Source organism: Azospirillum humicireducens (assembly GCF_001639105.2).
Lineage (GTDB): Bacteria > Pseudomonadota > Alphaproteobacteria > Azospirillales > Azospirillaceae > Azospirillum > Azospirillum humicireducens.
In genome coordinates this window covers 138,378-163,233 of record NZ_CP028902.1, presented here as the reverse complement: position 1 = coordinate 163,233, position 24,856 = coordinate 138,378, and the positions used below count along the sequence as shown (strand labels likewise).

The following is a 24,856-nucleotide window of genomic DNA, read 5'->3' as shown; positions in this document are numbered from 1 at the left end:
GCATGGATGCCATGCGATCCCGCGTGGATCGGGACTGAGGAGAAGGGCGTGATGAAGCTCAAGATTGGAACACGGCTGATGCTGCTGGTGTTCGGTGTGGCGTTGCTCAGCACGCTCGCCGCCGCCTCCGTCCACCTGACGGGAATGCGCACGAACCTGATCGAACAGCGCAAGGCCAAGGTCAAGGAGATGGTCGACGCCGCCTCCTCGGTGGTCGCGCTGTATGGGGAACAGGAGAAGGCCGGCAAGCTGAAGCGTGCGGAAGCGCAGGAGCTTGCCCGCAACGCCGTGCGCGCCATGCGCTATGGCAACGGCGAGTATTTCTTCGTCTATGACTATTCCGGCGTCAGTCTGGTCCACGGCCTGCGCCCGCAGGTCGAGGGCAAGAACCTGCTGAATCTGAAGGACCCCGACGGCGTTCCCTTCAACCTGCAGATGACGGACGCGGCCAAGGCCGGCGGCGGCTTCGTCGCCTTCCGCCACAAGCGCACCGACACCGCCGATCCGTCGCCGAAGATCGCCTATGCCACCGGCTACCAGCCCTGGCAGTGGATGATCGGCACCGGTCTCTACACCGACGACGTCGATGCGGAGTTCCAGGCCCGCGCCCTGCGTGAACTGGGCGTCACTCTGCTGCTGCTGGCGATCAGCGTCGGCATCGGCATCTGGGTCTCGCGTGGCATGTCGCGTCCGCTGCTGGCGATCCGCGACGTGCTGGGCCGTATCGGCGCCGGCGACCTGACCGTCACCGTTCCCCATGCCGACCGTCCGGACGAGATCGGCGACATGGCCCGCGCCGTGGCCGGCCTCGCCACCACCCTGCAGGCCGCCCGCGACGAGAGCCAGCGTGCCGAACTGGACCGTGCCGCCCGCGATATCCAGCGCGAGCGGCTGTCCGCCCGTGCCGCCGAATTCGCCCGCGCAATGGACGAGGTCGTTGCGACGCTCAGCACCACCACCGTCGCCCTGCACGAGCGCACCGCCGCCCTGACCGGTGACGCCGCCAGCACCACCGACCAGGCGCATGCGGCCGCCGGCGCCGCCCGTGGCGCATCCGACAGCGTCGAGTCGGCCGCCCAGGCCAGCGAGGAGCTGCGCGGGTCGATCGCCGCAATCAGCCGTCAGGTGGAAAGCGCCGCCCAGACCGCGTCGCGTGCGGTGACCGAGACCTCCAACACCACCGGCATCGTCACCGGCCTCGCGNCACCCAGACCGCCAAGGCGACCGAGGACATCCAGTCGCAGGTGGGGGCGATCCGCGCGGCGACCGCCAACGCCATCGGCGCCATCGAGGGCATTGCCAGCCTGATCACCAACCTCAGCGCCCTGAACGGCGAGGTGGCGTCCGCCGTGCAGCAGCAGGAGGCGGCGACCCACCAGATCTTCGCCAACGCCCGTGCCGCCGCCGACAACTCCCGTCAGGTCACCAGCAGCGTCGGTTCGCTGTCCTCGACCATGACCACCACCAGCGAGCGGATGCGTCTGGTGGCCACCAGTGTGGAGAGCGTGTCGGAGCAGTCGGAACGTCTGAAGGACGAGGTCCGCCGTTTCGTGGCCGAAGTCAACGCGGCCTGACCGGAAGGGGATGCGCTCCCCGGCGGTGCAGGTCGCCGGGAGCCGTCCATGCTCGATTCCTGCCATCCCATTTCCGCCCTTGTTCCGGTTGTGCGGCCGGGACCAAATAGGGACCTGAAATGGGGCCGGGGCCAGGTGGCGCCGGTCGGGAAGGCAGATGATGACCGAGATTCACAAGGACCCCTTCGCCGCGGCGGCATCCTTCAATGCCGGCGTCTATGGCGCCAGTGTCCGGCCGGTGCAGGCCGACAGGCTGGCGGAGGCCGTGCGCCGCCTGCTGCGTGCGGCCGGCAGCGACGAGGAGGAGGCGCGGGTGGTGGCCGACCATCTGGTCGAGGCGAATCTCCGCGGGCATGACAGCCACGGCGTCGGCATGCTCTCCATGTATATGCCGGCCATCGCCGCCGGATTGCTGCGCCCCAACCGGCATGCGACCGTGATCGGCGAGTCGGGTCCCTTCCTCTCGGTCGCCGGCGGCAGCGGCTATGGACAGGTGATCGCGCGGGAGGCGACCGATCTCGCCATCGCGCGGGCGAGGCGGGATGGGCTGGCGGTGCTGTCCTTGCGCGACAGCCATCACATCGGCCGCGTCGGCTCCTATGGCGAGCAGTGCAGCGATGCGGGCCTTGTCGCCCTGGTCTTCGTCAATGTCGTCACCCGCCCGGCGGTTGCGCCGCACGATGGCACCCGTCCGCGGTTGGGCACCAACCCGATCTGCATCGCGGTTCCGGCCACGCAGGCGACTCCGGCCCTGATCCTGGATTTCGCCACGAGCGCCGTCGCCGTCGGCAAATGCCGTGTCGCCATGGGCAAGGGGCAGGAGATGGCGCCCGGTCTGTTGCTCGACCAACAGGGCAACTCCACGCGCGATCCCGGCGTGATGTTCCAGGACCCCTCGGGTGCTCTGCTGCCGCTGGGCGGCCACAAGGGCTTCGGCCTGTCGCTGATGTGCGACGTGCTGGCCGGCGCGCTGGCGTCGGCGATGCCCGGCACGCCGGCGCACCAGGACTCCGGCCGGGTGATGAACAACATGTTCGCCATCGTCTTCGACCCGGCACGCGGCGGCAATGCCCAGTGGGCCGCGGATCTCGACGATCTGGTCGCCTATATCCGCGACACTCCCACCGCACCCGGCGCCGACTCCATCCAGATGCCGGGCGAGCCGGAAAGCCGCACCCGCCGGCTACGGCTGGCCGACGGCATCCCGCTCGACGGCGCCACCCTGGCAATGCTGGACAGCCTGGGCCGGGAGCGCGGGGTGGATTTGGCCGACCTGCTGGCGTGAGTGTCTGTACGTTGCTGCTAACCGCTTTCCGCCGCCATTCCCGCTTTTGCGGGGATGGCGGCCGATAAGAGCCTCAAAAAGCTGTTGGACTTCGACCGCTTGCGACGCCTGAGGGGCGCGGCGGCAAGCGCTTCCGCGTCTATGCCGCCCCCCGACCGCCTGCGAAATTTCTGAATTGATCCACATCAAAGCCTTTCGCAGCGCTGTGTACTAGTATACTAGTACACACGAACACAACGCGGCCAGCGGGCCGCGCGCTCCCGGCGCAAACCCAGAGCGGGCATTTCAGGAGCCTGGCGTCATGAACATCAAGAAGCGCATAGACAGCATCCCCGGCGGAATGATGATCGTTCCCCTGTTCCTGGGTGCCTGCCTGAACACCTTCGCCCCGAACACCGGCAAGTTCTTCGGTTCCTTCACCAACGGGCTGATCACCGGCACGCTGCCGATCCTGTCGGTCTGGTTCTTCTGCATCGGCGCCAGCATCAGCCTGAAGGCCACCCCGCTGGTCCTGCGCAAGAGCGGCGTCCTGGTTTCGGTGAAGATCATCACCGCGGCGCTGGCCGGCGTCGTCGCCTCCTGGTTCATCCCGACCGAAGGCATCACCTCGGGCTTCCTGACCGGCCTGTCGGTTCTGGCGATCATCGCCGCGATGAACGACACCAATGGCGGCATGTACATGGCGCTGATGCAGCAGTACGGCACCAAGGAGGAAGCCGGCGCCTTCTGCCTGATGTGCCTGGAATCCGGTCCCTTCATGACGATGGTCACGCTGGGCATCGCCGGTCTGGCCGTCTTCCCGTGGCAGACCATGGTCGGCGCCCTGCTGCCCTTCGTCATCGGCTTCGCGTTGGGCAACCTGGACAAGGATCTGCGTGCCTTCTTCACCCAGGGCGTGGGCGTGATGGTTCCCTTCTTCGCCTTTGCGCTGGGCAACAACCTGAACTTCACGACGATCCTGAACACCGGCCTGCTGGGCATCGTCCTGGGTCTCGCCGTGATCGTCGTCACCGGCACGACGCTGGTCCTGGCCGACATCTTCCTGGCCAAGGGCAACGGCACGGCCGGCATCGGTGCCGCCTCCACCGCCGGTGCGGCCGTCACCGTCCCGCCGATCATCGCCTCGATCGAGCCGTCCTTCGCCCCGTCCGCTCCGGCCGCCACGGCCCTGGTCGCCACCAGCGTGGTCGTCACCGCCCTGCTGACGCCGCCGCTGACCGCCTGGTGGGCCCGCCGCTTCGGCGTGCTGTCGCCCCGCTACCAGGCTGCCGAAGCCGCCAAGTCCGTCCAGACGGCGCAGGTCGCCGCCGCCGAGTAAAGCCTCGATGCAGTCCCGGCAGCGCTCCGCCGCTGCCGGGGCCGCTTGCCACCGAAGGCCAGTTTCCAGAGGAACGCCATCATGAAGATCACCACCCGGTACGACACCCATCCCGCCGACGCGCGCGGCTACGACACCCAGACCCTGCGCGACCGCTACCTGATCGACGGGATCTTCCAGGCCGACGACATCGTCCTGACCTACAGCCACGTCGACCGCGTCATCGCCGGCGGCGCCATGCCGGTCTCCGCCCCGCTTGCCCTGGTGGCGACCAAGGAGATCGGGTCCGACACCTTCCTGGAGCGTCGCGAGCTCGGCCTGTTCAACGTCGGCGGCGCCGGGCGCGTGACGGTCGACGGGACCGTCTACGATCTGGAGACCCGCGACGCCCTCTATGTCGCGATGGGCAGCGTCGACATCCGCTTCGAAAGCCAGGACAGCGGCAATCCGGCCAAGTTCTATCTGGTCAGCACCCCGGCCCATGCCCGGTTCGAGACCATGAAGATCTCCGCCGCCCAGGCCAAGCAGCGCCCGCTGGGCGAGACCGCCACCGGGAACAAGCGGGTCATCTACCAGATGATCCACCCCGACGTGGTGCGCACGGCGCAGCTGGTCATGGGCCTGACCGTGCTGGAAAACGGCAACATGTGGAACAGCATGCCCTGCCACACCCACGAGCGCCGCTGTGAGTTCTACTTCTACTTCGACCTGCCGGACAGCGCGCGGCTGTTCCACTTCATGGGCGAGCCGACCGAGACGCGCCACATCGTGGTCGCCAACGAGCAGGCGGTGATCTCGCCCTCCTGGTCGATCCATTGCGGCGTCGGCACCCACAGCTACTCGTTCATCTGGGCGATGGGCGGCGACAACCAGACCTTCGACGACATGGACCAGGTTTCCCTGGCCTCGATGCGCTAACGGAGACGCGACACATGACCAAGCCTTTCGATCTGACCGGCAAGGTGGCCCTCGTTACCGGAGCCAACACCGGCATCGGCCAGGGCATCGCCCTGGCCCTGGCCCAGGCAGGCGCCGACATCGCCGCCGTCGATGTCGTCTCGCTGGACGAGACCAAGAGCCTCGTCGAGGCCGCCGGCCGCAAGTTCCACGGCATCCATGCCGATCTGACCAGCATCGCCCCGGTCCAGGGGCTGGTGGAGGAGACGGTCGGCACTTTCGGCAAGCTGGACATCCTGGTGAACAACGCCGGCCTGATCCGCCGCGCCGACGCGGTGGACTTCACCGAGGCCGACTGGGATCTGGTGATGAACATCAACATCAAGACGGTGTTCTTCCTCTGCCAGGCCTTCGGCCGCTATGCGATCGAGAACGGGCGCAAGGGCAAGATCGTCAACATCGCGTCCATGCTGTCCTTCCAGGGCGGCATCCGCGTGCCCTCCTACACCGCGTCGAAGAGCGGCGTCGCCGGCATTACCAAGCTGCTGGCCTGCGAATGGGCGGGCAAGGGCATCAACGTGAACGCCATCGCGCCGGGCTACGTCGCCACCAACAACACCGCCGCCCTGCGCGCCGACGAGAAGCGGAACGCAGAGATCCTCGGCCGCATCCCGGCCGGCCGCTGGAGCGTGCCGTCCGACATCGGCGGCCCGGCGGTGTTCCTGGCATCCGACGCGGCCGACTACATCCACGGCACCATCCTGCCGGTCGACGGCGGCTGGCTGGCGCGCTGATCGGGTCTTCCACGGCCCGCATTCCGGGAGTTCCCCGGCATGCGGGCCGTCAGCGTTTATGGAGAGCGATCTCCACCGGCATGCGGACGAGGTCGCGGTTCCAGGTGATCTTGCACCGGTCCAGGTTCAGCCGGGTCATATAGAGGTAGGCGGTTCCGCCGACATCCTCGAAATTGCGGCTCTGGCTGCCGGGGTCGAGAAGGGCGGGATAGTCGAAGGCGGCGGCATCGCCGCAGCCGTAGCGGAACAGCAGCGGCGCAGCCCACAGCAATTGCGGCTTCGACCAGTCGAGCAGGTCCGGCGATGTCGTCGTCCACATGCCGGTCTGTCCGTCTCGGGTCATCGCCAGCGTGGCGATGAACCGGCCGCTCGCCCGGTGGCGGACGATGCTGCGCACTGTGCCCTGCAGCACGTCGGGCGCCACCGGGGCGCAGAGATGGGCATCCTGCGCATCCGTGGCTTGTCCGTCGCGGACGAAGCGGACCGCGAAGGACCTCCCGTCCCAGCCGCGCCAGGATTGCGGATCGGCGAGGTTGTCGGTCCGCATCAGGCAGGCGCCGCGCTTCTGCGCGCCGAAGCGCTCGGCCCACAGGAAGGCGTACCAGTATTCGCCATGGCGGACGATGTTGCTGGGCGCGAAATAGCCGGTGCGCCGGCCGGCGTCGCCGCTGTAGGGATAGGGCAGGGTTGCGACGGTGTGGCCGGGGGGCTCGGCGCTCAGCCGGAAGCTCGCCCCGCCGTTGGTGGAGACCGCCGCGGTGATGCTGTTGCGCCAGCAGCGCATGTAGTCGCCGGACGGGCAGAGCGCCCGCCGCTTCTGGGCATGGAACTCGTTGCTGACCAGCGCGAACACCGTGCTGCCGTCCAGCGTGTAGAAGGACGAGATCCAGCTGCGGTCGTCGTGCAGGCGCGGATCGTCCTGGCCATGGCCCTGGAAGATGACGGTGCAGTTGGGGCGTACGTCATTCAGCGACGGACCGGTGAGGGCCCGCGCGGTGGAGTGCGAGGCGATCAGATGCACCGTGCCGCCCGCATCGCGGAAGGCGCGCGCCGGGGTGTCCGGCGCGTCGCTCTGTGCGCAGGCGTCGCGCTGCCAGGAGGTGACCGTTTCCGGCTCCCCGGCCTTTCTGACCGTCAGCGCCTGCGCTCCCGCCGTCCCGGACACCAGGACGATGCCCAGGGACAGCGCGAGCGCCGCGGTCCGACTGCGCATGGCCGGCGTCACTTGCCGGCGGCGATGGACTTCAGGAAGTGGGCCGGCTGCAGCCGGTTGGCGACCAGGAAGTCCAGGTAGCGGGTGGCCGATTCCGCGCGGTGGCGGTCGTAGGCGTCGGGATCGAAGGCGATCAATGACTTTAGCCGGTTGCGGGTCAGTGGCGCCGTCAGGTCGGCGGCGTCGGCATAGGGAACGCCGGTGTTCTCGCACAACTCGCGCGTGCGGGAATCGATGGTCACCGTCAGCCCCATCCGTTCGGCCTGGATCGCCAGGGCGACGCCGTGATAACGGCAGCCGATGGTCAGGTCCTGCTGGCGCAGGGTGTCCATCCAGGCCGGCACGTCATAGTAGGAGCGCATGTAATTGCGGCACCAGGCCTTGAACTCCTCGAAGGAGTAATGCGGCACGGTGTGGCGGTGGATCTCCTTCAGCGCATGGGGGTCGATGCCGTCGAACAGGCCGCGCGAGGCCTTGATCATCTCGCCCATCGACTGGACGATGTACTGGCCCGGCGCGATGGGGTCCATCATCAGGGCGATCAGCTGATGTTCGATCTCCCGCGTCTTGACCCAGGCCTGATGGCCGCCGGCCACCGTGATCGAGCGCGGCAGGTCGAGAGCCGACCAGTTCGCGTGGATCTTCCGCCCCAGCCCCGGCGCCTGGTTCAGGAAATGCGACGGGCAGCCGCCCGGCAGGGAGCCGGTGATGCCGAGCTTGTCCAACTGCGCGGTGGTGTAGGCGCCGCGGGTGTAGATGTTGGGCGACGCCGCCGAGGACGGGTTCGACGCCGCGATCACCTGGGCCCAGCGCAGCGTGCCGGGGCTGAGTTCGATGTCGTGGTCATAGCTGTTCGCCTGGGCGCCGAGGCCGATGGCGACGATCGGCAGGCCCGACTTCTCCAGATTCTCCGCCATCTGCCCGTAATCGGTGTGGCGGCCCAGCTGGTTGGCGCAGGGGATGACGATGATGTCGGCGTTGTTCCGCAGCGTCTCGGCCGAGGATCCCCAGCTGAAATGCTTCACCGGATTGGTGATGTGGCTGCAGATCGAATGCACGAAGGCGAGATTGCCGTTGTTGTGGCCGATGCCGGTGTACAGGTCGTCGAATGCGGCGTTCGAATACAGGCCGAGATTCGGCGTCTTCCACAACACCGCGACGCGCAGAGGCTGGGACGACGCACGCCCGGAACCTTGGCCGGAGGAGTGCGGCCGGTCGACAGGTGTATCGATGACGATGTCTTCAAGCATGTCGGCTCTAGCCTCGGGTCGGTGGATGCTGGAAACATACCGACGGTATGCGCAGAAGAGTTATGACTGCAAGTGACATCCTAAAAATAACACAAAGAAAAAAATCGCAGACTATACATTTAATTTCTATGCAAAATGGGGCGTGTGTGGATTTTTGGCCGGAATGATGCGGGATATTTTGTGATGAATCATGAAAATGATTCGAAATTCGAAAGAAGGTCCTGTGGCGCCATGTGGAGGCGTGGTGCCAGAGCGATGGGCTTGAAACCGGCGAAGCGTCGTCCTATTTCAGGCGAAGTTCCCGCCAAATCAGACGCGGGGCCAAGCGTAAGCTAAGGTGCCAGGAAAATTCGCCTGGGCGCCCCTTTAATCTTTTGTCAAAATTCCTATATAGAGTTCGTTGCGCCGTTGAAAGCGCCGACCCCTACAGGATGGCTTCCTCTTTTGTGATCGATCTGTTCCCTTCGGTTCGGCTGCGCTGAACGGCGTGGCCATGCCTCTCCTCTCCGGCCCGGTGGCGTGCCGGCTGCCGCGATCCTTCCCCGGTCGCGGCGCTGCCCGCGGGGCTGGAGAGGACCCCTTCACGATCCGGCACCTCCCCGGTGCACGCCGTCCGGCAGCGTCGAATGCCGGCAACGCAATAAACAAACAAACCCAACGTCAACAGGACCGACCCGGACGGCGCGGGGGGCAATCCCCTGTGGCGCCGTTTCCGTCGGCTGGGAGAGACAGAGACACCATGCAGCGAGACGCCGAGACCCATACCGTTCAACCCCGCGCCGCCCAACCCCGAGCAGCTGAACCCCGTACCGCCGAACCGATGCAGCTCTATCTGCAGGATGCCCGCAAGTACCAGTACCTGACGCCCGAGCGGGAGCATGAGCTGACCGTCCGCTGGCACGACCATCAGGACCCGGCGGCACTCGACCAGCTGGTCGGCAGCCATCTGCGGCTCGTCGTCAAGATGGCCCGCGGCTATCTCGGCTATGGCCTCCCGCTGGCCGATCTGGTGGCTGAAGGCAATGTGGGGGTGATGCAGGCGGCGCAGAAGTTCGATCCCTCCAAGGGCTTCCGCTTCGCCACCTATGCGTCATGGTGGGTGCGTGCGGCGATCCAGGAATATGTCCTGCACAACTGGTCGCTGGTGAAGATCGGCACCACGGCCGGCCAGAAGAAGCTGTTCTTCAGCCTGCGCCGCTTGAAGGCGCGGATGCAGGAACTGGAGAGCGGCGACCTGTCGCCGGCGGCGGTGGATAGCATCGCCACCGAACTGAACGTGTCGAAGGCAGAGGTGGTGGAGATGAACCGCCGCCTGGGCAACGACCGCTCGCTGAATGTCGGGCTGTCGGAAGATGGCGACGCCGAATGGCTGGATCTGCTGGCGGACGATCGTCCCGACCAGGAGACGACGCTTGCCGACTCCGAGGAACGCCGTCGGCGCCAGCAGTTCCTGAAGCTGGGGCTGGGCGTGCTGGATGACCGCGAGCGCCGGATCCTGATCGCCCGCCGCCTGCGTGACGAGCCGCTGACGCTGGAGGAGCTGAGCCAGACCTTCCATGTCTCGCGCGAGCGCGTCCGGCAGCTGGAGGTGCGTGCCTTCGAGAAGCTCCAGAAGGCGGTGATGGCCAACGCCCGGACTGAGCAGGTGGCGATGGAGAAGAACCGTCTGTTGTCACGAGCCTGATCGCGCGGGTTCGCGTCTCTCGTCTTGAGATTGAGTGTCTTTGGGCGCGGCTTTCAAAAGGCCGCGTCTTTTTCTTGTCCGGATTTCTCACTCTCCCTCGAACGACACCACCCGCATGTCGCGTCCGGCCAGCAGGCTGCGGTCATGGCCGCCGCAGGCGGGGCAGGGAGAGATCAGCGTTTCCGGCGAGAAGTCGGTGCCGCAGCCGGTGCAGCGTGCCTTCAACGCGATGCGGTTGACGATCAGGTCGGCCCCTGCCGCCGCCGTATCCTCCGTAACGATGGGAAAGCAGAACAGCAGGGCGTCCGGATCGATGGCGGAGGCAGCGCCGATGTCGACCGTCACGCGGGTGACCCGGTGCAATCCCTCACGGCGGGCGCTTTCCGCCACCATGGCGACGATGCTTTCGCACAGCGACAGTTCATGCATCGGCAATTTCCCTTTCAGAATCCTGAATTACTTCCGAATAATGACCAGCTGCCAATGGTATCAAGTCTTCACCGCAAACTCTGTGTGCGCTTTGATGTAAATCATATCGGAGCATGCAAGGCCGTGATAAAGCTGGCTCGTCTCTTCCAAGGATTGCCAGACCCGCCTTCCAGACCAAGTCTCCAGACGGGCCCTATGTTTTCCAGATCATAGCGGGCCAAGATTATGAACGACAAGACAGCGCAGAGTCTTCTCTTCTCCGCCCCCTCCCTCCGCGGGATGGGGCCGGTCGCCGCCGGTTACCACCCACCCTGAGCCGGACTCCGTCCTGAAGGACCGGCGTCGTCCCCGGACCGGTCCCCGACGGACTCCAATCGCGCATCCCGTTTGCCGCAAGCCGGCACCCTCCCTGTCGACGCGATAGGATCGCCCGTCTTCGGGGGGATCCGCATTGCGTGCGGGGTACGGGACCATCCGGGGTCATCCCAGAGCCGGACGCTCAAGAACGGCCGCCCATTGCAGGCGGCGCCCGCGTCACGGTATCGAGGAGGTCATCGACCATGAGCATGATGCTAATGATCCATCCGGACAAATGCACCGGATGCCGTAACTGCGAATTGGCCTGTTCCATGGAGCATGAGGGGAGCTTTCGCCCGAAGGCGTCCCGTGTCCATGTCTATACGTGGGAGCGCGAAGGCTTCTCCGTTCCCATGATGTGCCAGCAGTGCAAGGATCCCGCCTGCGTCGCCGTCTGCATGCCCAAGGCCATGCACCGCAACCCGGCGAACGGGCAGGTGGAGCTTGATGCAGACAAGTGCATCGGCTGCAAGATGTGCGTCCAGGCCTGTCCGTTCGGCTGCGCGTCGTGGGATTTCCAGGGCCTGCAGATCCTGAAATGCGACACCTGCGACGGTTCGCCGTCCTGCGCGGCAATCTGCCCCACCCATGCGCTCGAATGGGTCGAGGACACCGTTTCGGCGCAGGCGCGCAAGCGCTCCTTCGCCACCAAGCTCAAGAACGCGTTCTCGGAGGTCTGATCATGCATGGCTGGATTGGAAAAATCCTTCGGGTCGATCTCGGCACCGGCAAGATCACGACCGAAGCGCTGAAGCCGGAGCTTGCGCGCGATTATATCGGCGCCCGCGGGCTGGGCACGAAGTACATGTATGACGAGGTCGATCCCACCGTGGATCCGCTGTCGCCGGCGAACAAGCTGATCTTCGCGTCCGGCCCGATGACCGGCACCTTCGCGCCGTCGGCCGGGCGTTACGACGTCGTGACCAAGGGGCCGCTGACCGGCACCATCGCCGCCTCCAACTCTGGCGGCGCCTGGGGGCCGGAGCTGAAATATGCCGGCTACGACATGCTGATCCTGGAAGGCCGTGCGGAAAAGCCGGTCTACCTGTGGATCCAGGACGACAAGGTCGAAATCCGCGACGCCGCCCATCTTTGGGGTAAGGATGTGCCGGAGACCACCGAGGCGCTGAACGAGGAGACGGCGGTCGACGCCAAGATCGCCTGCATCGGACCGGCGGGTGAAAAGCTGTCCTACATCGCCGCCATCATGAACGACATGCAGCGCGCGGCCGGCCGCACCGGCGTCGGCGCGGTGATGGGGTCGAAGAACCTGAAGGCTGTGGTGGTGCGCGGCACCGGTTCCGTGACCGTTGCCGACAAGGAGGCCTTCCTGGCCGCGGTTGCCAAGGCCAGCACCATGATCAAGGAGCATCCGGTCGGCGGCACCGGCCTGCGCCTCTACGGCACCAACGTGCTCGTGAACATCCTGAACTCGATCGGCGGCCTGCCGACCAACAATTTCCAGGACGGCCACTTCCCGACCGCCGACAAGGTGGGCGGTGAGACGCTGGCGGCCAACCAGTTGCAGCGGCCCAAGGGCTGTTTCTCCTGCATCATCTCCTGCGGCCGGGCCACCAAGGTGACCAACCCCAAATACAAGGGCGAGGGCGAGGGGCCGGAGTACGAGACCGCCTGGGGCTTCGGCCCGGACTGCCAGATCGACGATCTGGATGCGGTGCTCAAGGCCAACTATTACTGCAACGAATACGGCCTCGACACCATTTCCATGGGCGGCACGGTCGCCTGCGCCATGGAGCTGTTCAATCGCGGCATCATCACGCTGGACGATACCGAAGGGCTGGAACTGGACTTCGGCAACGCCGAGGCGATGGTGGAGGCGGTGCGGCTGACCGGCCTGGGGCAAGGCTTCGGCAAGAAGCTGGCGCTGGGCTCCTACCGGCTGGCGAGCCTCTACGGTCATCCGGAACTGTCGATGACGGTCAAGAAGCAGGAAATGCCGGCCTACGATCCGCGCGCGGTGCAGGGCATCGGCCTGAACTATGCCACCAACAACCGCGGCGGCTGCCATGTCCGCGGCTATTCGATCAGCCCGGAGGTTTTGGGCGTGCCGTTCAAGGTCGACAAGGACAGCATCGACGGCAAGGCCGAACTGGTGGCCCTGTTCCAGAACCTGACGGCGGCGTTGGATTCCTCCGGCTCCTGCCTGTTCACCACCTTCGGCATCGGCGCGCCCGAATTCGGCGAGCTGATGACGGCGCTGACCGGCTTCGCCTATAGCGGCGACAGCTTCGTCGAGGCGGGCGAGCGGATCTGGAACCTGGAGCGGCTGTGGAACCTGAAGTCGGGGCTGACCGCCGCCGACGACACGTTGCCGCCGCGCCTGCTCAACGAGCCGATCGTGACCGGCGCATCGAAGGGGTCGGTCAGCCGCCTGCCGGAAATGCTGCCGCTCTACTACGGAGTCCGCGGCTGGGACGCCCAGGGCGTTCCGACCAAGGAGAAGCTGAGCGCCCTGGCGCTGGCCTGATCCCGCCGGGCCGCCGCCGCACCTTGTGGCGGCGGCCCAAGGCGGTGATTCGGGCAGGAAGGCAGCTGTGCCATGAAAGTCTCCTATTTCGCGCTTCTGCGCGAAGCCACAAAGAAACGCAGCGAGATCCGGGAGCGGCCGGCGGCCACCGTCCGCGATCTGCTGAACGATCTGGTCGCCGAATACGGTCCCAACTTCGCCCGTTGGATCATGAAGGACGGTGAACTGGCCGGCTTCGCCATCGTCCTGGTCAACGGCCAGGACATACGCGGCCTTCAGGGACTGGACACGCCGCTGACCCCGGATTCCGACGTCTTCATCTTTCCGCCGCTGGCTGGCGGCTGAGAAAGGGGCGGGCCATGACCCTGATAACGCTTCCCATTCTTCTTTTGCTTGGCGGCTTCGTCCTGCAACTGCTTTTTGCCCGGATGCTGACGCCGGTCGGCAAGGGCGTCCTTGCGACCGCAGCGGTCTTCGCCTCCTTCCTCGCCACGCTGCCGCTGGTGCCGGCCGGTATGGCCGGCATCGCGATGGAGGCGCCGCTGCTGCCGGTGTGGGACGGGCCGTTTTCCCTCGCTCTGCACATCGACGGGCTCGGCATCCTGTTCATGCTGATGGGCACCGGCATCGGCGCCGCCATCCTGCTGTTCTCCGTCCGCTACATGGAGCATGAGGAGCAGGGCACGACACGCTTCTATGCGATCATGCTGGTCTTCATCGCCGGGCTGCTGCTGCTGGCGAGTGCGGCCGACATGCTGGGCGCCTATATGGCGTGGGAGGTGATCGGGCTGTGCTCCTACAGTCTGGTCGGCTTCTGGTACCGGCAAAGGGCGGCGACCGACGGCGCCCGCAAGGTGCTGGTCATCACCCATCTGGCGGGTTACGGCTTCCTGATCGGGCTGGTGTTGGTCTATTCCCGCGCCGGCACGCTGGTCTGGACCGATCCGGCGGTTGGTTCGGCCTTCACCTCCGGCGTCGCAGCTCTGTTCATCGTCGCGGCGATGGCGAAGTCGGTGATGTTCCCCCTGCACACCTGGATCCCTGAGGCGATGAACGCCCCGACCCCGGTGTCGGCGCTGCTGCATTCGGCCTGCTACGTCAAGGCAGGCGTCTATCTGATCGCCCGCATGTATGTGATCGGCGACGGGCAATGGCAGGCCGCGCTGGAGGTGCCGCTGCTGGCGGTCGGCTGCGTCACCATCCTGGTCGGCGTCATCTTCGCCATGGCGCAGACCGACCTGAAGCGGCTGCTGGCCTTCCACACCGTCAGCCAGCTCGGCTACATCGTCGTCGGGCTTGCGCTCGGCACCGATCTCGGGCTGGCGGCCGGACTGTTCTATTGCCTCAGCCATGCGCTGTTCAAGGGCACGCTGTTCATGTGCGCCGGCGCCATCCAGCATGCCACCGGCACCCGCGACCTGCGGGAGTTGGGCGGGCTTGCCACCGCGATGCCGGGGACGGCGAAGGTGTGGATCGTCGCCGCCGCCTCCATCGCCGGCGTGCCGCTGACCAACGGTTTCGTCGCCAAATGGCTGCTGTTCGGCGCAGCACTCGACAAAGGGCTGGTGGTGGTGGTGCTGGTCGGCTGGATCGGCAGCATCCTGACCGCCTTCTCCTTCCTGAAGGCCACCGTCAACGCCTTCTATGGCGTGCCGTCCAAGGCGCTGCTCGGCAAGCACATCCACGAGGCCTCGCCCAGCATGCTGACCGGCATGGGCTCCATGGCCGGACTGTGCCTGCTGTTCGGGCTGGCGCCGCAATTGCTGATGGTGCCGGTGGTGGCGCCGGCCGTGCGGTCTCTGGGCTTCGACTGGGCGGTGCAGATGAGCTGGCTCGGCATCCTGACCGACCGCGGCAGCATCGCGATGACCGTCGGCGGTGCCGTGGTGTTGGCCTCGGCCATGCTGGGGCTGCTGGTCTACCGGCTGGCCCAGGCGCCGGCTCCCGGACTGGTCTCGGTCTATTCCGGCGGCGAGCCGCTGCCGGCCGGCGACCGGCCCGGCGCGGTCGACTTCGCCGAGATGGCCGAACACGCCTTCCATCCCGTCTATTCGCTCGATCCCGATCCCGCTTACCTGCGGATCTGGCGCAGCCTGACCCGTGTGGCCGGTGCGGCGCAGACCGCGGCAGGTGCCGTTCTCGAGGATCGTCCGCTCCTGGCCATCGGTCTCGTCGCGGTCGCGGCGCTGGCCGGCGTGTGGCTGGTCTGAGCGCAGCCGGAGGCATCCATCATGGATATGGTGCTGATACCCCTCTTTCTGGCGATCGCGCTCGGCGTGGCTCTCTATGCCCGCGCGATCCCGCAGGGAAACGGTGGATGGTGGCGATTTGCCGCCGCTGCCGTCGCCCTGGCGGTCGCCGCCCGGCTGGTCGGCCATGGTTGGGCCGCCACCCTGCTGGCGTCGGCCGCCGAATTCCTGGCGGTGGGCATGGTGTGGAGCGGCGGGACGGCGGAAGCCCGCGCCGCCGCCCGCAAATATCTGACCGCGGTCGCTCTCGCCGCCCTGTGCGGCTGGACGGCGCTGGCGTTGCTCCAACTCGGCGCGTCGCGCCCGGCCGCGCCGTGGGACAGGCTGGCGGTGGCGTTGCTGCTGGTCAGCGTGGCGCTGAAGCTCGGCCTGGTGCCGGTCTATTTCTGGCTGCCGGCGGTGGCCCGCGCCTCTTCGGCGATGACGACGGCTTTGATCGTTGCGGTGGTCGATGTCGGCGCCTTCTGCGAACTGCTGGCCCTGCGCGACGCGGCTCCGTGGATCTTCGTGGATTTCGCGCCGCTGTGGATCGGGCTGGCGGTGCTGTCGCTGTTGGGGGCGGCACTGCTGGCGCTGGCCCAGCGCGAACTGAAGCCGATGCTGGCCTTCTCATCGATCGACGACATGGGCTATCTGCTGCTTGGACTGGTGGCCGGCGGGGCCGACGGCATGGCCGGGGCGTGGTTCGGCATCCTCGGTCATGCGATGGGCAAGATCGTGCTGTTCGGTGCGGTCGGTGCGGCGGAGTGGCATCTCGGCCGGGCGGTGACGCTGAACGACCGCGGCCTGTCCACCCCGCTGCCGGTTGCCAGCGCCGCCTTCATGCTGGGGGCGCTGGGCTTCATCGGCATCCCGCCGACGTTGGGCTTCATCGGGCACTGGCGGCTTTATCTGGCGGGGGCGGAGCTGGGCGGGCCGCTGCTGCTGGCCGTGCTCTACGCGTCGTCCGCCATGGCCCTGCTCTGCTATATCCGCGCCATCCACCGGGTGTGGCTGGGGCCGGTGGAGTCTCCCGTCGCCGGTCGGCCGCTGCCGCGTGCAGCCGCCCTGGTGCTGTTGGCCTTTGCCATCGCTCCGGTGCTGTTCGGGCTGGCTCCCAACGGGCTTCGTCCTGCGGCCGAGCCGCATCCCCATGTTGCCGCACTGCCGACTGAAACGGCGGAAGGTGTGAAATGAACCTGATCGAACGGGTCATCGCGATCTCGCGCCGGCGGTCGCCCTGGATCTGCCGTCTGAATGCCGGATCCTGCAACGGCTGCGACATCGAGATCACGCCCCTGCTGAGTCCGCGCTACGACGCCGAACAGCTGGGGGTCGAACTGCACGGCACGCCAAAGCATGCGGACATCGTCCTGATCTCCGGCACGCTGACGCTGCGGTCGCGCCAGGCGATCCTCGACATCTACGCGCAGGTGCCCAATCCGAAGGCGGTGGTGGCGCTGGGGTCCTGCCCGGCATCCGGCAACGTCTTCGCCGGCAGTCCGCTGGTGCTGAGCGAGTCCTTGGACAGCATCGTTCCGGTCGACGTCTGGGTGCCCGGTTGCCCGCCGCGGCCGCAGGCCATCCTGGACGGTGTCGCCCGCGCCGCCAAGCTGCTGGAGGAGGGCGCCACCAAGAGCCAGCTGGAGAGCCGGCGGGGGAGGCTGTCATGAACGCCGTCTGGTCCTATCTGGTCGCCTTCGTCGTCTGGCCGGGGCTGCTGCTCGCCGCCCCGTTGGGATGGCTGGAGCTGTGGTTCATGCGCAAGCTGGTGGCCCGCCTGCAGGGACGCCAGGGTCCGCCCTTCTTCCAGCCCTTCTTCGATTTCATGAAGCTGCTGGGCAAGGAGACGGTGATCCCGCGCGGCGTCAACCGCGGCATCTTCCTGGCTCTGCCGGTGGTGTCGCTGGCTTCGGTAACGGCCGCGCTCGCCATCGTGCCGCTGCCCGGCAACCCGGCGCCGTCGCTGCCCGGCGACGTCGTGCTGCTGCTGTACCTGATGGAGGTGCCGATCCTGTGCGAGGTGCTGGCCGGCTATGTCAGCCGTTCCATCTACGGGCAGGTCGCGGCGATGCGCGAAGCACTGCTGTCGCTCGCCTACAATCTTCCCTTCCTGGTCGCCATCATCGCCATGGCGCAGGAGGCCGGAAGCTTCCAGATGAGCGCGCTGCAGGCCGCCCCCTATGGTGTTGTCCATCTGCTGGCGGCGCTGACCTTCCTGCTGGCGCTGCCGGCGCGGATGAAGCTGAACCCCTTCTCCATCGCCAATGCCGAGCATGAGATCGTCGCCGACAGTCACATCGAATACAGCGGCCCGCCACTGGCCCTGTTCAAGCTGTCGCATGCCGTCGAGCTGGTTTTGCTGACCGAGCTGTTCGCCGTGGTCTTCATTCCGGCCACACCCTGGCCGCTGGTGAATCTGCTGGTCTATCTGGCGGCGGGCGTCGCGGTGCTGGGCGGGGTGACGCTGCTTGCAACGGCCACGGCGCGGCTGCGGCTGACCCAGGCCTTCCGCTTCTACTGGGTCTGGGGTGGGCTGGCGTCGGCGGTCACCCTGGCCGCGACGCTGGTCCGCTGAGGAGGACTCCACCATGGCCATGCTGAAAACCATCCTCGGCAACCTGCTGCGCCCCCCGCGCACCCGGGGTCCTGCCGACATGCCGGACGTGCCGCCGGTCTACCGCGGCGCGCTGGCCCATGACGCCGCCCGCTGCACCGCCTGCGGGACCTGCGCCTTCGTCTGCGCGCCGAAGGCCATCACCTTCACCCAGGATCCCGGCGTGTCGGTGTCCTGGCATTTCTTCATCGGTCAATGCTCCTTCTGCGGGCTGTGTGCGCAGAACTGTCCGACGCAGGCCATCGGGCTGCAGGCCGACGCGCCCGGTGCGACGAACAGCGCGGCCGGCGATGGGCTGCGGCTGGAAAGCGTCGTCCGGCTGCAGCCCTGCACCCGCTGCGGTGCCGCCCATGTGCCGCTGCCGGATGCCGTCATGGAAGCGCTTTGGGGCGTGGGGGAGGCCGAGCGCGGCTATTGCCCGGAATGCCGGCGCCGGGCGGCGAGCGAGAAGCTGCGCGCCGCCTTCGTTCCGGTGCAGGAGGCCCATCATGACCGCTGACCGCACTCCCAACCGACTGGCCGATGCACTGCAGGCCATCCCCGGCGTCCGCAGCGTCGTCGAGCGCGACGGCGCCCTGTGGGCCGATGCCCCGCTGCTGGAGGTCGAGGCGATGGCCGAGGCTATGGCGGAGCTCGGCATCCGGCTCGGCACCGTCACCGCCATCCCGCATGCCGGGGACGCCGAATCGACGGTGATCTATCACTATATCGACGAGCATCGCGTCATCAACATCAAGACCTGCACCCGCAACGGCGCGCTCGCGTCGCTGGCGCCGACCGTGCGGGCGGCGTCCTGGGCGGAGCGGGAAATCCGCGACCTGTTCGCCGTGGAGTTTCCCGGCCATCCCAACCCGGTGCCGCTGATCCGGCCCGACGGCATCGACACCGCCACCCTGCGCGAAGCGATGTGCCGCCCGGCGGAGGTCGCGCGCAAGCCCGTTTCGCCGCTGGCCTCGCCTTTGGCTGCCAACCCGGCCCGTTCCTAGGAGTTTCCGGCCATGCCCTACAGCTTTCCGCTCGGTCCTTATCACCCGGCGCTGGAGGAACCCTTCAAGGTCAAGGTCCAGTGCCGCGGCGAAGTCATCGACAGCGCCACCGTCGAGGTCGGTTTCAGCTTCCGCGGCATCGAGTTGCTGGCGCAGAAGCGCAATTGGGTGGAGGTCATCACCCTGATCGAGCGTGTCTGCGGCATCTGTTCCAACACCCATGCCATGACCTTCTGCATGGCGGCGGAGACCATCGCCGGGATCGAGATACCCAAGCGCGCCACCCACATCCGCACCATCATTGCAGAGCTGGAGCGGTTGCACTCCCATCTGCTGTGGGCCGGGGTGGGGGCGGAGGACATCGGTTTCCATTCCCTGTTCATGGAGGTGTTCACGCTTCGCGAACTGGTGATGGACACGCTGGAGGCGATCAGCGGCAACCGTGTCAATTACGGCATGAACTGCATCGGCGGCGTCCTTCGCGACATCCCCGATCCGAAGCGGTATCTGCCGGCGCTCGACACGCTGTCGAAGGGGCTGGCGGAGATCGTCATCCCGACCTTCACCGAGAATCCGACGGCACTCGCCCGCACCCGCGGTGTCGGCCAGCTGACGCAGCAGCAAGCGGTGGAATGGGCGGTGGTCGGACCGGTCGCCCGCGCCTCCGGCCTCGACATCGACGTGCGCAAGGACCAGCCCTACCTGTCCTATGCCGATCTCGGGTTCGAAAGCGTCGTACGGCCGGAGGGCGACGTGCTGGCGCGGGTCGTGGTGCGGGCGCTGGAGATGGTCGAGAGCATCCGCCTGATCCGCGAGGCGCTGCTGTCCCTGCCCGTCGGGCCATTGCGGGCAACGGAGGGTTTGCCGGAGATTCCCATCGGCGAGGCCACCATCCGCACCGAGGCGCCGCGTGGCGAGGCCTTCTATTATGTTGCGTCGGAAGGCGGGGCCACCCCGGCGCGGGTGAAGATCCGCACGCCGTCCTTCGTCAACATCCCGGCCATCGAGGCGATGGTGGTTGGGCAGCCGCTGGCCGACCTGTCGATCATCCAGGCCTCCGTGGATCCTTGCATCTCCTGCACCGACAGATAGGGGATCTTTTCGCCCTCGCCACGGTTCAGATCACGATGCCTGCCAGGGCCGGGCTCTGCTCCAGCGTGTCGGCCAGAATGTCCAGCATGTGGCGGCAGTCCGCGCGGGCGATGGGAGCGCCCAGGCAGATGCGCAGGGCTTCCGGGGCGGGGCCGGCGGTCAGGAAGATGTCGCTGACGGCTGCGGCGATGCCGCGGCCGCGCAGATGGGCGGCGAATTCCCCGCGCGTCCAGACCGGCGGCAGGGCGAGCCACAGGTGGAAGCCCTGCGGGTGGGCGGTCATCGCGGAGGACGGCAGCAGGTCGCGCGCCATGCGCTGGCGGATCGTCGCCTCTGCCCGAATGGCGGCGAGAAGCGCGTCGGCGGTGCCGTCGCCGATCCACCGGGTGGCGACGGCGGCGGGGATCGGCGGGGTGCCGAGCATGGTCGCCCGCTGGGCGGCGGCCAGCCGCATCGCCTGACGGGCATCCGGCGCCGCGACATAGGCGATGCGCAGGCCAGGCGCGACGCATTTGGCCAGACCGGTGACATGAAAGGTCAGGTCAGGCGCCAGCGTTGCGATGGGCGGCGGCGCATCCTGCGGCAGCACGCCGTAGATGTCGTCCTCGACGATGGGGATGCCGTGCTCGCGGGCGATGGCGGCGATGGCGGCGCGGCGCTCCACCGGCAAGGTCGCCGTCGTCGGGTTGTGCAGGGTGGGGGTGCAGTAGAGCGCCTTCGGCGCATGGGTCGCGACGGCGGCGCGCAGGGCGTCGGGGTCGATACCGTCGCCGTCCATCGCCACGCCGACCACCCGCAACCCCAACTGGCCGGCGATGGTCCTGAAGCCGGGATAGGTCAGCGCCTCGGTACAGACGGTGTCGCCGGGGCGGGCCAGCATGCAGAGCAGGGCCAGCAGGGCGCTTTGCGTGCCGGGACAGACGACGATCCGGCCGGGATCCGGGGCGGCGTCACGGAAACCCAGCCGCCGGGACAGCCAGTGCGCGCCCGCGATGCGGTCCTCCTCCAACCCGCCGGCCGCGGTTGCGGCGTCGGGATAGCGCAGCAGGGATTGCGGATCAATCCGGTGCATCGCCTGGGCCAGACCCTGGCACACGCGGTCCAGCAGCTCCGGCGCGTCGGGCAGGGGCGGCTGATTCATCGTCATGTCGATGATCGCGGACGGTGCCATGGTCGCGCGGCGGGCGGTGGCGGGGAGAGGAGCGGGCGGGGTGTTGCCGGCCCCGGCACTGATGAAGGTGCCCTGGCCGACGCGGGCGTCGAGCAGCCCCCGGCGGCGCGCCTCGCCATAGGCCCGGCTGACCGTGGTCAGGTCCAGCCCCAACCGGTCGGCAAGCGCGCGCTGCGGCGGCATCCGGTATCCTGCCGCAAGCCGGCCGCCGCGAACATCGTCGGCGATGGCGTCGGCGATGGCGAGATAGACCGGCTTGTTCCGGTTCGCCAGATCGGGCTGCCAGATGCCGGTGCCGGACTGCTCGGCCGGGACGGAGCCTTCGGCATAGGCCGGGATATCGGATTGCATGGACTGTCCTGACCGTTCTCTTCGCCCGCACCCTGCGGCGTCGTCCGCATCATAAGCGGGTCACGGGGCGAGGAACACGCTGTCGTGGCGGACCGGCTCGCCGGCCGGATCGGGCGTCAGCGTGAAGGCGAGCGGGGTGGAGGCGCCGGCCAGGGTGGATTGCGGCACGCGGACCTGGATGCGGTAGGTGTCCACCGCGTTGGCGCGGGCCGACAACGCCAACTCGCCGGACTCGCCGTTCTCGCCCGACAGGCCGAGGCTGGCCTGCGGCAGGCCGGACAGGGTCAGGCGGTACTGCCGGTCGGTCAGCGACATGTTGGCGATCTTGATGGTGTAGGCGTTCTGGATGCGTCCGTCGCTGAGCGTCACGAACAGCGGCGCCCGGTCGCGCAGGACGGCGATGTCGTTGCTGGGCTTCAGCGCCAGGGCGATGGCCATGGCGCCGCCGACCACCACAAGCATCAGGCCGTAGACGATGGTTCGCGGGCGCAGCAGGCGGAAGCGGGGCGGCGGTGCGGCCGTGGCCTTCGCCGCCTGCGCGGTGAGGGTGTCGAAGCGGATCAGGTCGCCGGGTCGGCCGATGCGCGCCATCACGTCGTTGCAGGCGTCGNGGCCGCAATCGATGCAGTCGCCCAAGCCCTTGTGGGCGCGGGTGTCCCACCCCTCGCTCTTGCGCAGGGGCGCGCGTCCCTCGCCGCGCCAGTCCTGATAGGTGACGACCAGGCTGTCCTCGTCCAGCATGGCGGCCTGGATGCGCGGCCAGGGACAGACATAGAAGCACATCTGCTCGCGCATGAAGCCGGCCATCAGATAGGTGCAGGCGGCCATGAACAGGACGGAGCCGGCGGCGAGCGCGGGGGCGTCGAAGCGCAGCAGATCGACCGCCAGCGTCGGCGCATCCGTCAGGTAGGCGACGCTGAGAAAGCCGGTGACGGCGGAAATCGCCAGCCACGCCGCATGCTTGACCGCCTTCTTCGTCAGCCAGCCCGCTGTCCAGGGCTGCTTGTCCAGCCGGATGCGGTCCGTGCGGTCGCCCTCCACCCGGCGTTCCACCCAGACGAACAGGTCGGTCCATACCGTCTGCGGGCAGGTGAAGCCGCACCAGACCCGGCCGCCCAGCGCCGTCGCCAGGAACAGACCGATGGCGGCGATGATCATCACCCCGGTGATGTAATAGACATGCTGCGGCCACAGCTGGACCGCGAAGATGTAAAAGCGCTGGCTGCCGAGATCGAACAGCACCGCCTGGTCTGGGACGCCCGGACCGCGGTCCCAGCGCAGGAAAGGCAGCAGGGCGAACAGCGCCAGCAGCAGCGCGCCGATCCCGGTCTTCATCCGCCGGTATCGCCCGCGCACCGACTTGGGATGGATCTTGCGGTGGGAGGCGTAGGCCGACTGCGCTTCTTGCGTGTCGGGAGCGTGGTTGGGGCGGCGGGTGAGGATCGGCGCATCGCTGGGCATGGGGCACCTGGCACGAAGGAACCGTCAGGCCGCCGCCGTCCAGTAAAGCGTATGGAGCGGCGGCCTCTCGGCGATGCCAGTTTGTATGGAATATTGATCGGATTGCTTCAAGTGGATTGCAGGGTTGTCGCGCGCCAAACCGTGCATCTGCGGTGGTTTGTCGCAGATGAAGGCAAGGTCAGCCGCCAGAAATCCGTACAATATCGAGTGTGGTGCGGTTGGAGGCTGGAATTGCATGGATTTGTGGAGTCATGCCTGCCCATTGCCGAACCGGCGTTCCGATGCACATTCTGCTTCCGGGAAAGCGATCACGCGACAGGTTCGATGAGAAGCATCACGGTGAGCGGCAGGACATCGAAGGACGGCGCGGCGGCCAAGGACAGCAGGAATCCCTGCATCGGGCTTTGCCGTTTCGGCGGACAGGGGGCCTGTCTCGGCTGCCACCGCACCAAGGCCGAGGTGAAGGGCTGGAAACGGTTGAGCGCTGCTGCCAAGGCGGCCATCAACGAGCGGATCAGGCAGGGGACGCAGGAGGTGCCGGTGGCGGCAAGGAACGGCAAGGCGCCGCGCAAGCGCCTGCGCAAGCTGGAACGGAAGATCGGCAAGCTCGAAGCGAAGCTCGCCGCCCTGCGGGCCGAGCGCGACGCGATGGCGGACCCGGACTGAGGCGGTGTCATTGGACGCTACCGCAGCCGCACAGGTTGCACGTCACTCGGCCGGGGGCAGCGGCTCCCGACCAAGCGACAGGCGGGTGAACGGCTGCCCCGTCACTTCACCGAGACGTCGTAGCCGAAATGCTGCTGGCTCAGCTTGGCGATGGTGCCGTCCTTGCCGGCTTCGGCGATGGCCTTGTCGAAGCGGGCCTTCAGGTCGGCATCGGCCTTGCGCAGGCCCACGCCCATGCCATCGCCCAGCACACCGCGCGTCAAGCTCGGACCGACCAGCGTCATGCTGTCCTTGCCCATGCTGCGGATGATCGCCTCGATGGGGGAGCGGTCGCCGAAGATCGCGTCCACCCGGCCGGAGGACAGGTCGATGGCGGCGTTGTCGATCTTGTCGTAGCTGCGCACCGTCACGTCCGGCAGATGCTTCTCCAGGAATTCAGCCTGGATGGTGGAGGTCTGCACGCCCACCGCCTTGCCCTTCAGCAGCTCCGCCAGCTTGGCCAGCGCCGCCTTGCTGCCGGCCTCGTCGGCGAGGTCGATGTTGTCGGCACCGAAGGCGGCGCCGTTCAGCTTGGAGGACTTCATCACGGCGAAGGTGGATTGTTCGGTGCCGTAGGGGCCGGCGAAGGCGATGACCTTCTTGCGTTCCTCGGTAATGGTCATGCCGGCCATGATGGCGTCGATCTTGCCCTGCTGCAGCGACGGGATCATGCCGTCCCAGTCCTGGGCGATCAGCTCGCACTCCGCCGCCATGCGCTTGCACAGGTCCCAGGCGAGGTCGATCTCGAAGCCGACCAGCTTGCCCGACGAATCCATGCCGTTCCAGGGGGCGAAGGAGCCTTCCGAGGCGATGCGGATCTTCTTGGCATCCTTGGCGGCGGCGGGGTGGTCCATGGTGACGCCGGCGGTCCCGGTCGCCAGCGCACCCAGCACCAGCGCCATGAGGATCTTCTTCATCGGCTTGTTCCTTCCATTCATGGTGCAGCCGGCGCCGGC

The 24,856-nt window shown here is 67.3% G+C and carries 23 protein-coding genes and 1 pseudogene; 17 read left to right on the top strand and 7 right to left on the bottom strand.

The genetic code is table 11. The features are described 5' to 3' along the window. Nucleotides 1-6: 6 nt before the first annotated feature. The 5 genes and pseudogenes from A6A40_RS32195 to kduD all read left to right on the top strand — a co-directional run. Nucleotides 7-1,203 (top strand): annotated as a pseudogene (locus A6A40_RS32195) (cache domain-containing protein); the annotation flags it as partial. Nucleotides 1,204-1,731: 528 nt separating this feature from the next. After that, the gene (locus tag A6A40_RS15370; RefSeq protein WP_236783816.1) at nucleotides 1,732-2,859 is read left to right on the top strand and encodes a malate/lactate/ureidoglycolate dehydrogenase; all 1,128 of its coding nucleotides are present in this window, start codon (nucleotides 1,732-1,734) and stop codon (nucleotides 2,857-2,859) included. Nucleotides 2,860-3,160: 301 nt separating this feature from the next. Beyond that, entirely contained in the window at nucleotides 3,161-4,177 is a 1,017-nt protein-coding gene (gene kdgT / locus A6A40_RS15365; protein WP_108546806.1) for a 2-keto-3-deoxygluconate transporter, read from the top strand. A gap of 81 nt (nucleotides 4,178-4,258) precedes the next feature. After that, entirely contained in the window at nucleotides 4,259-5,095 is an 837-nt protein-coding gene (gene kduI / locus A6A40_RS15360) for a 5-dehydro-4-deoxy-D-glucuronate isomerase (protein ID WP_108546805.1), read from the top strand. 14 nt (nucleotides 5,096-5,109) lie between these two features. Further along, nucleotides 5,110-5,868: a 2-dehydro-3-deoxy-D-gluconate 5-dehydrogenase KduD gene (gene kduD / locus A6A40_RS15355; protein ID WP_108546804.1), complete on the top strand. Its 759-nt coding sequence runs from the start codon at nucleotides 5,110-5,112 to the stop codon at nucleotides 5,866-5,868. A 49-nt stretch (nucleotides 5,869-5,917) separates the two neighbouring features. Here kduD and A6A40_RS15350 read toward each other — a convergent pair whose 3' ends face one another. Both A6A40_RS15350 and A6A40_RS15345 read right to left on the bottom strand, forming a co-directional pair. Further along, nucleotides 5,918-7,081, bottom strand: a complete 1,164-nt coding sequence (locus A6A40_RS15350) for a hypothetical protein (RefSeq protein WP_108546803.1) — start codon at nucleotides 7,079-7,081, stop codon at nucleotides 5,918-5,920. Nucleotides 7,082-7,089: 8 nt separating this feature from the next. Next, nucleotides 7,090-8,331 (bottom strand): polysaccharide pyruvyl transferase family protein, encoded by a 1,242-nt coding sequence (locus A6A40_RS15345; RefSeq protein ID WP_108546802.1) that lies wholly within the window; start codon nucleotides 8,329-8,331, stop codon nucleotides 7,090-7,092. A gap of 739 nt (nucleotides 8,332-9,070) precedes the next feature. Here A6A40_RS15345 and rpoH point away from each other — a divergent pair. Next, the gene (gene rpoH / locus A6A40_RS15340) at nucleotides 9,071-10,015 is read left to right on the top strand and encodes an RNA polymerase sigma factor RpoH (protein WP_257792289.1); all 945 of its coding nucleotides are present in this window, start codon (nucleotides 9,071-9,073) and stop codon (nucleotides 10,013-10,015) included. An 87-nt stretch (nucleotides 10,016-10,102) separates the two neighbouring features. Here the strand turns inward: rpoH and hypA are convergent, their stop codons facing one another. Next, a complete protein-coding gene (gene hypA / locus A6A40_RS15335) occupies nucleotides 10,103-10,444 on the bottom strand; it encodes a hydrogenase maturation nickel metallochaperone HypA (protein ID WP_108546800.1) in 342 nt (113 codons plus the stop codon). A 560-nt stretch (nucleotides 10,445-11,004) separates the two neighbouring features. Between hypA and A6A40_RS15330 the strand changes: the two genes are divergently transcribed. The 10 genes from A6A40_RS15330 (at nucleotide 11,005) to A6A40_RS15285 (ending at nucleotide 20,212) form a co-directional block, all read left to right on the top strand. Further along, nucleotides 11,005-11,481 (top strand): 4Fe-4S dicluster domain-containing protein, encoded by a 477-nt coding sequence (locus A6A40_RS15330; RefSeq protein ID WP_108546799.1) that lies wholly within the window; start codon nucleotides 11,005-11,007, stop codon nucleotides 11,479-11,481. 2 nt (nucleotides 11,482-11,483) lie between these two features. Further along, nucleotides 11,484-13,289, top strand: a complete 1,806-nt coding sequence (locus A6A40_RS15325) for an aldehyde ferredoxin oxidoreductase family protein (RefSeq protein WP_108546798.1) — start codon at nucleotides 11,484-11,486, stop codon at nucleotides 13,287-13,289. Between the two features lie 72 nt (nucleotides 13,290-13,361). Next, nucleotides 13,362-13,634, top strand: coding sequence for a MoaD/ThiS family protein (locus tag A6A40_RS15320; RefSeq protein ID WP_108546797.1), 273 nt, complete (start codon nucleotides 13,362-13,364; stop codon nucleotides 13,632-13,634). A 14-nt stretch (nucleotides 13,635-13,648) separates the two neighbouring features. Continuing rightward, nucleotides 13,649-15,499: an NADH-quinone oxidoreductase subunit 5 family protein gene (locus A6A40_RS15315; protein WP_108546796.1), complete on the top strand. Its 1,851-nt coding sequence runs from the start codon at nucleotides 13,649-13,651 to the stop codon at nucleotides 15,497-15,499. Nucleotides 15,500-15,520: 21 nt separating this feature from the next. Continuing rightward, nucleotides 15,521-16,714 (top strand): proton-conducting transporter transmembrane domain-containing protein, encoded by a 1,194-nt coding sequence (locus A6A40_RS15310; protein ID WP_108546795.1) that lies wholly within the window; start codon nucleotides 15,521-15,523, stop codon nucleotides 16,712-16,714. Continuing rightward, the gene (locus A6A40_RS15305) at nucleotides 16,711-17,190 is read left to right on the top strand and encodes an NADH-quinone oxidoreductase subunit B family protein (protein ID WP_108546794.1); all 480 of its coding nucleotides are present in this window, start codon (nucleotides 16,711-16,713) and stop codon (nucleotides 17,188-17,190) included. Before A6A40_RS15310 ends, A6A40_RS15305 begins: the two co-directional genes overlap by 4 nt. Then, nucleotides 17,187-18,095 carry a respiratory chain complex I subunit 1 family protein gene (locus A6A40_RS15300; RefSeq protein ID WP_108546793.1) on the top strand — a complete coding sequence of 303 codons (909 nt, stop codon included), beginning with the start codon at nucleotides 17,187-17,189 and terminating at the stop codon, nucleotides 18,093-18,095. The genes A6A40_RS15305 and A6A40_RS15300 overlap by 4 nt, the downstream gene beginning before the upstream one ends. Before the next feature lie 13 nt (nucleotides 18,096-18,108). Continuing rightward, nucleotides 18,109-18,633 (top strand): 4Fe-4S dicluster domain-containing protein, encoded by a 525-nt coding sequence (locus A6A40_RS15295; protein WP_108546792.1) that lies wholly within the window; start codon nucleotides 18,109-18,111, stop codon nucleotides 18,631-18,633. Beyond that, nucleotides 18,623-19,120 (top strand): NADH-quinone oxidoreductase subunit C, encoded by a 498-nt coding sequence (locus tag A6A40_RS15290; protein WP_108546791.1) that lies wholly within the window; start codon nucleotides 18,623-18,625, stop codon nucleotides 19,118-19,120. Before A6A40_RS15295 ends, A6A40_RS15290 begins: the two co-directional genes overlap by 11 nt. Nucleotides 19,121-19,132: 12 nt before the next feature. Then, complete coding sequence (locus A6A40_RS15285) at nucleotides 19,133-20,212, top strand: hydrogenase large subunit (protein ID WP_108546790.1); 1,080 nt, start codon at nucleotides 19,133-19,135, stop codon at nucleotides 20,210-20,212. Nucleotides 20,213-20,237: 25 nt separating this feature from the next. Here the strand turns inward: A6A40_RS15285 and A6A40_RS15280 are convergent, their stop codons facing one another. The 3 genes from A6A40_RS15280 to A6A40_RS31345 form a co-directional block, all read right to left on the bottom strand. After that, complete coding sequence (locus A6A40_RS15280) at nucleotides 20,238-21,734, bottom strand: aminotransferase-like domain-containing protein (RefSeq protein ID WP_108546789.1); 1,497 nt, start codon at nucleotides 21,732-21,734, stop codon at nucleotides 20,238-20,240. Nucleotides 21,735-21,794: 60 nt separating this feature from the next. Beyond that, entirely contained in the window at nucleotides 21,795-22,172 is a 378-nt protein-coding gene (locus A6A40_RS31350; RefSeq protein WP_236783864.1) for a FixG Ig-like domain-containing protein, read from the bottom strand. Between the two features lie 173 nt (nucleotides 22,173-22,345). Continuing rightward, on the bottom strand, nucleotides 22,346-22,892 hold a 547-nt coding region (locus A6A40_RS31345; protein WP_236783863.1), incomplete at its 3' end, for a 4Fe-4S dicluster domain-containing protein. A gap of 642 nt (nucleotides 22,893-23,534) precedes the next feature. On the opposite strand from A6A40_RS31345, the gene A6A40_RS15270 reads away from it, so the two are divergent. After that, nucleotides 23,535-23,861 carry a DUF1289 domain-containing protein gene (locus A6A40_RS15270; protein WP_236783815.1) on the top strand — a complete coding sequence of 109 codons (327 nt, stop codon included), beginning with the start codon at nucleotides 23,535-23,537 and terminating at the stop codon, nucleotides 23,859-23,861. Between the two features lie 101 nt (nucleotides 23,862-23,962). Here the strand turns inward: A6A40_RS15270 and A6A40_RS15265 are convergent, their stop codons facing one another. Then, the gene (locus A6A40_RS15265; RefSeq protein ID WP_108546787.1) at nucleotides 23,963-24,817 is read right to left on the bottom strand and encodes a transporter substrate-binding domain-containing protein; all 855 of its coding nucleotides are present in this window, start codon (nucleotides 24,815-24,817) and stop codon (nucleotides 23,963-23,965) included. Nucleotides 24,818-24,856: the final 39 nt, after the last annotated feature.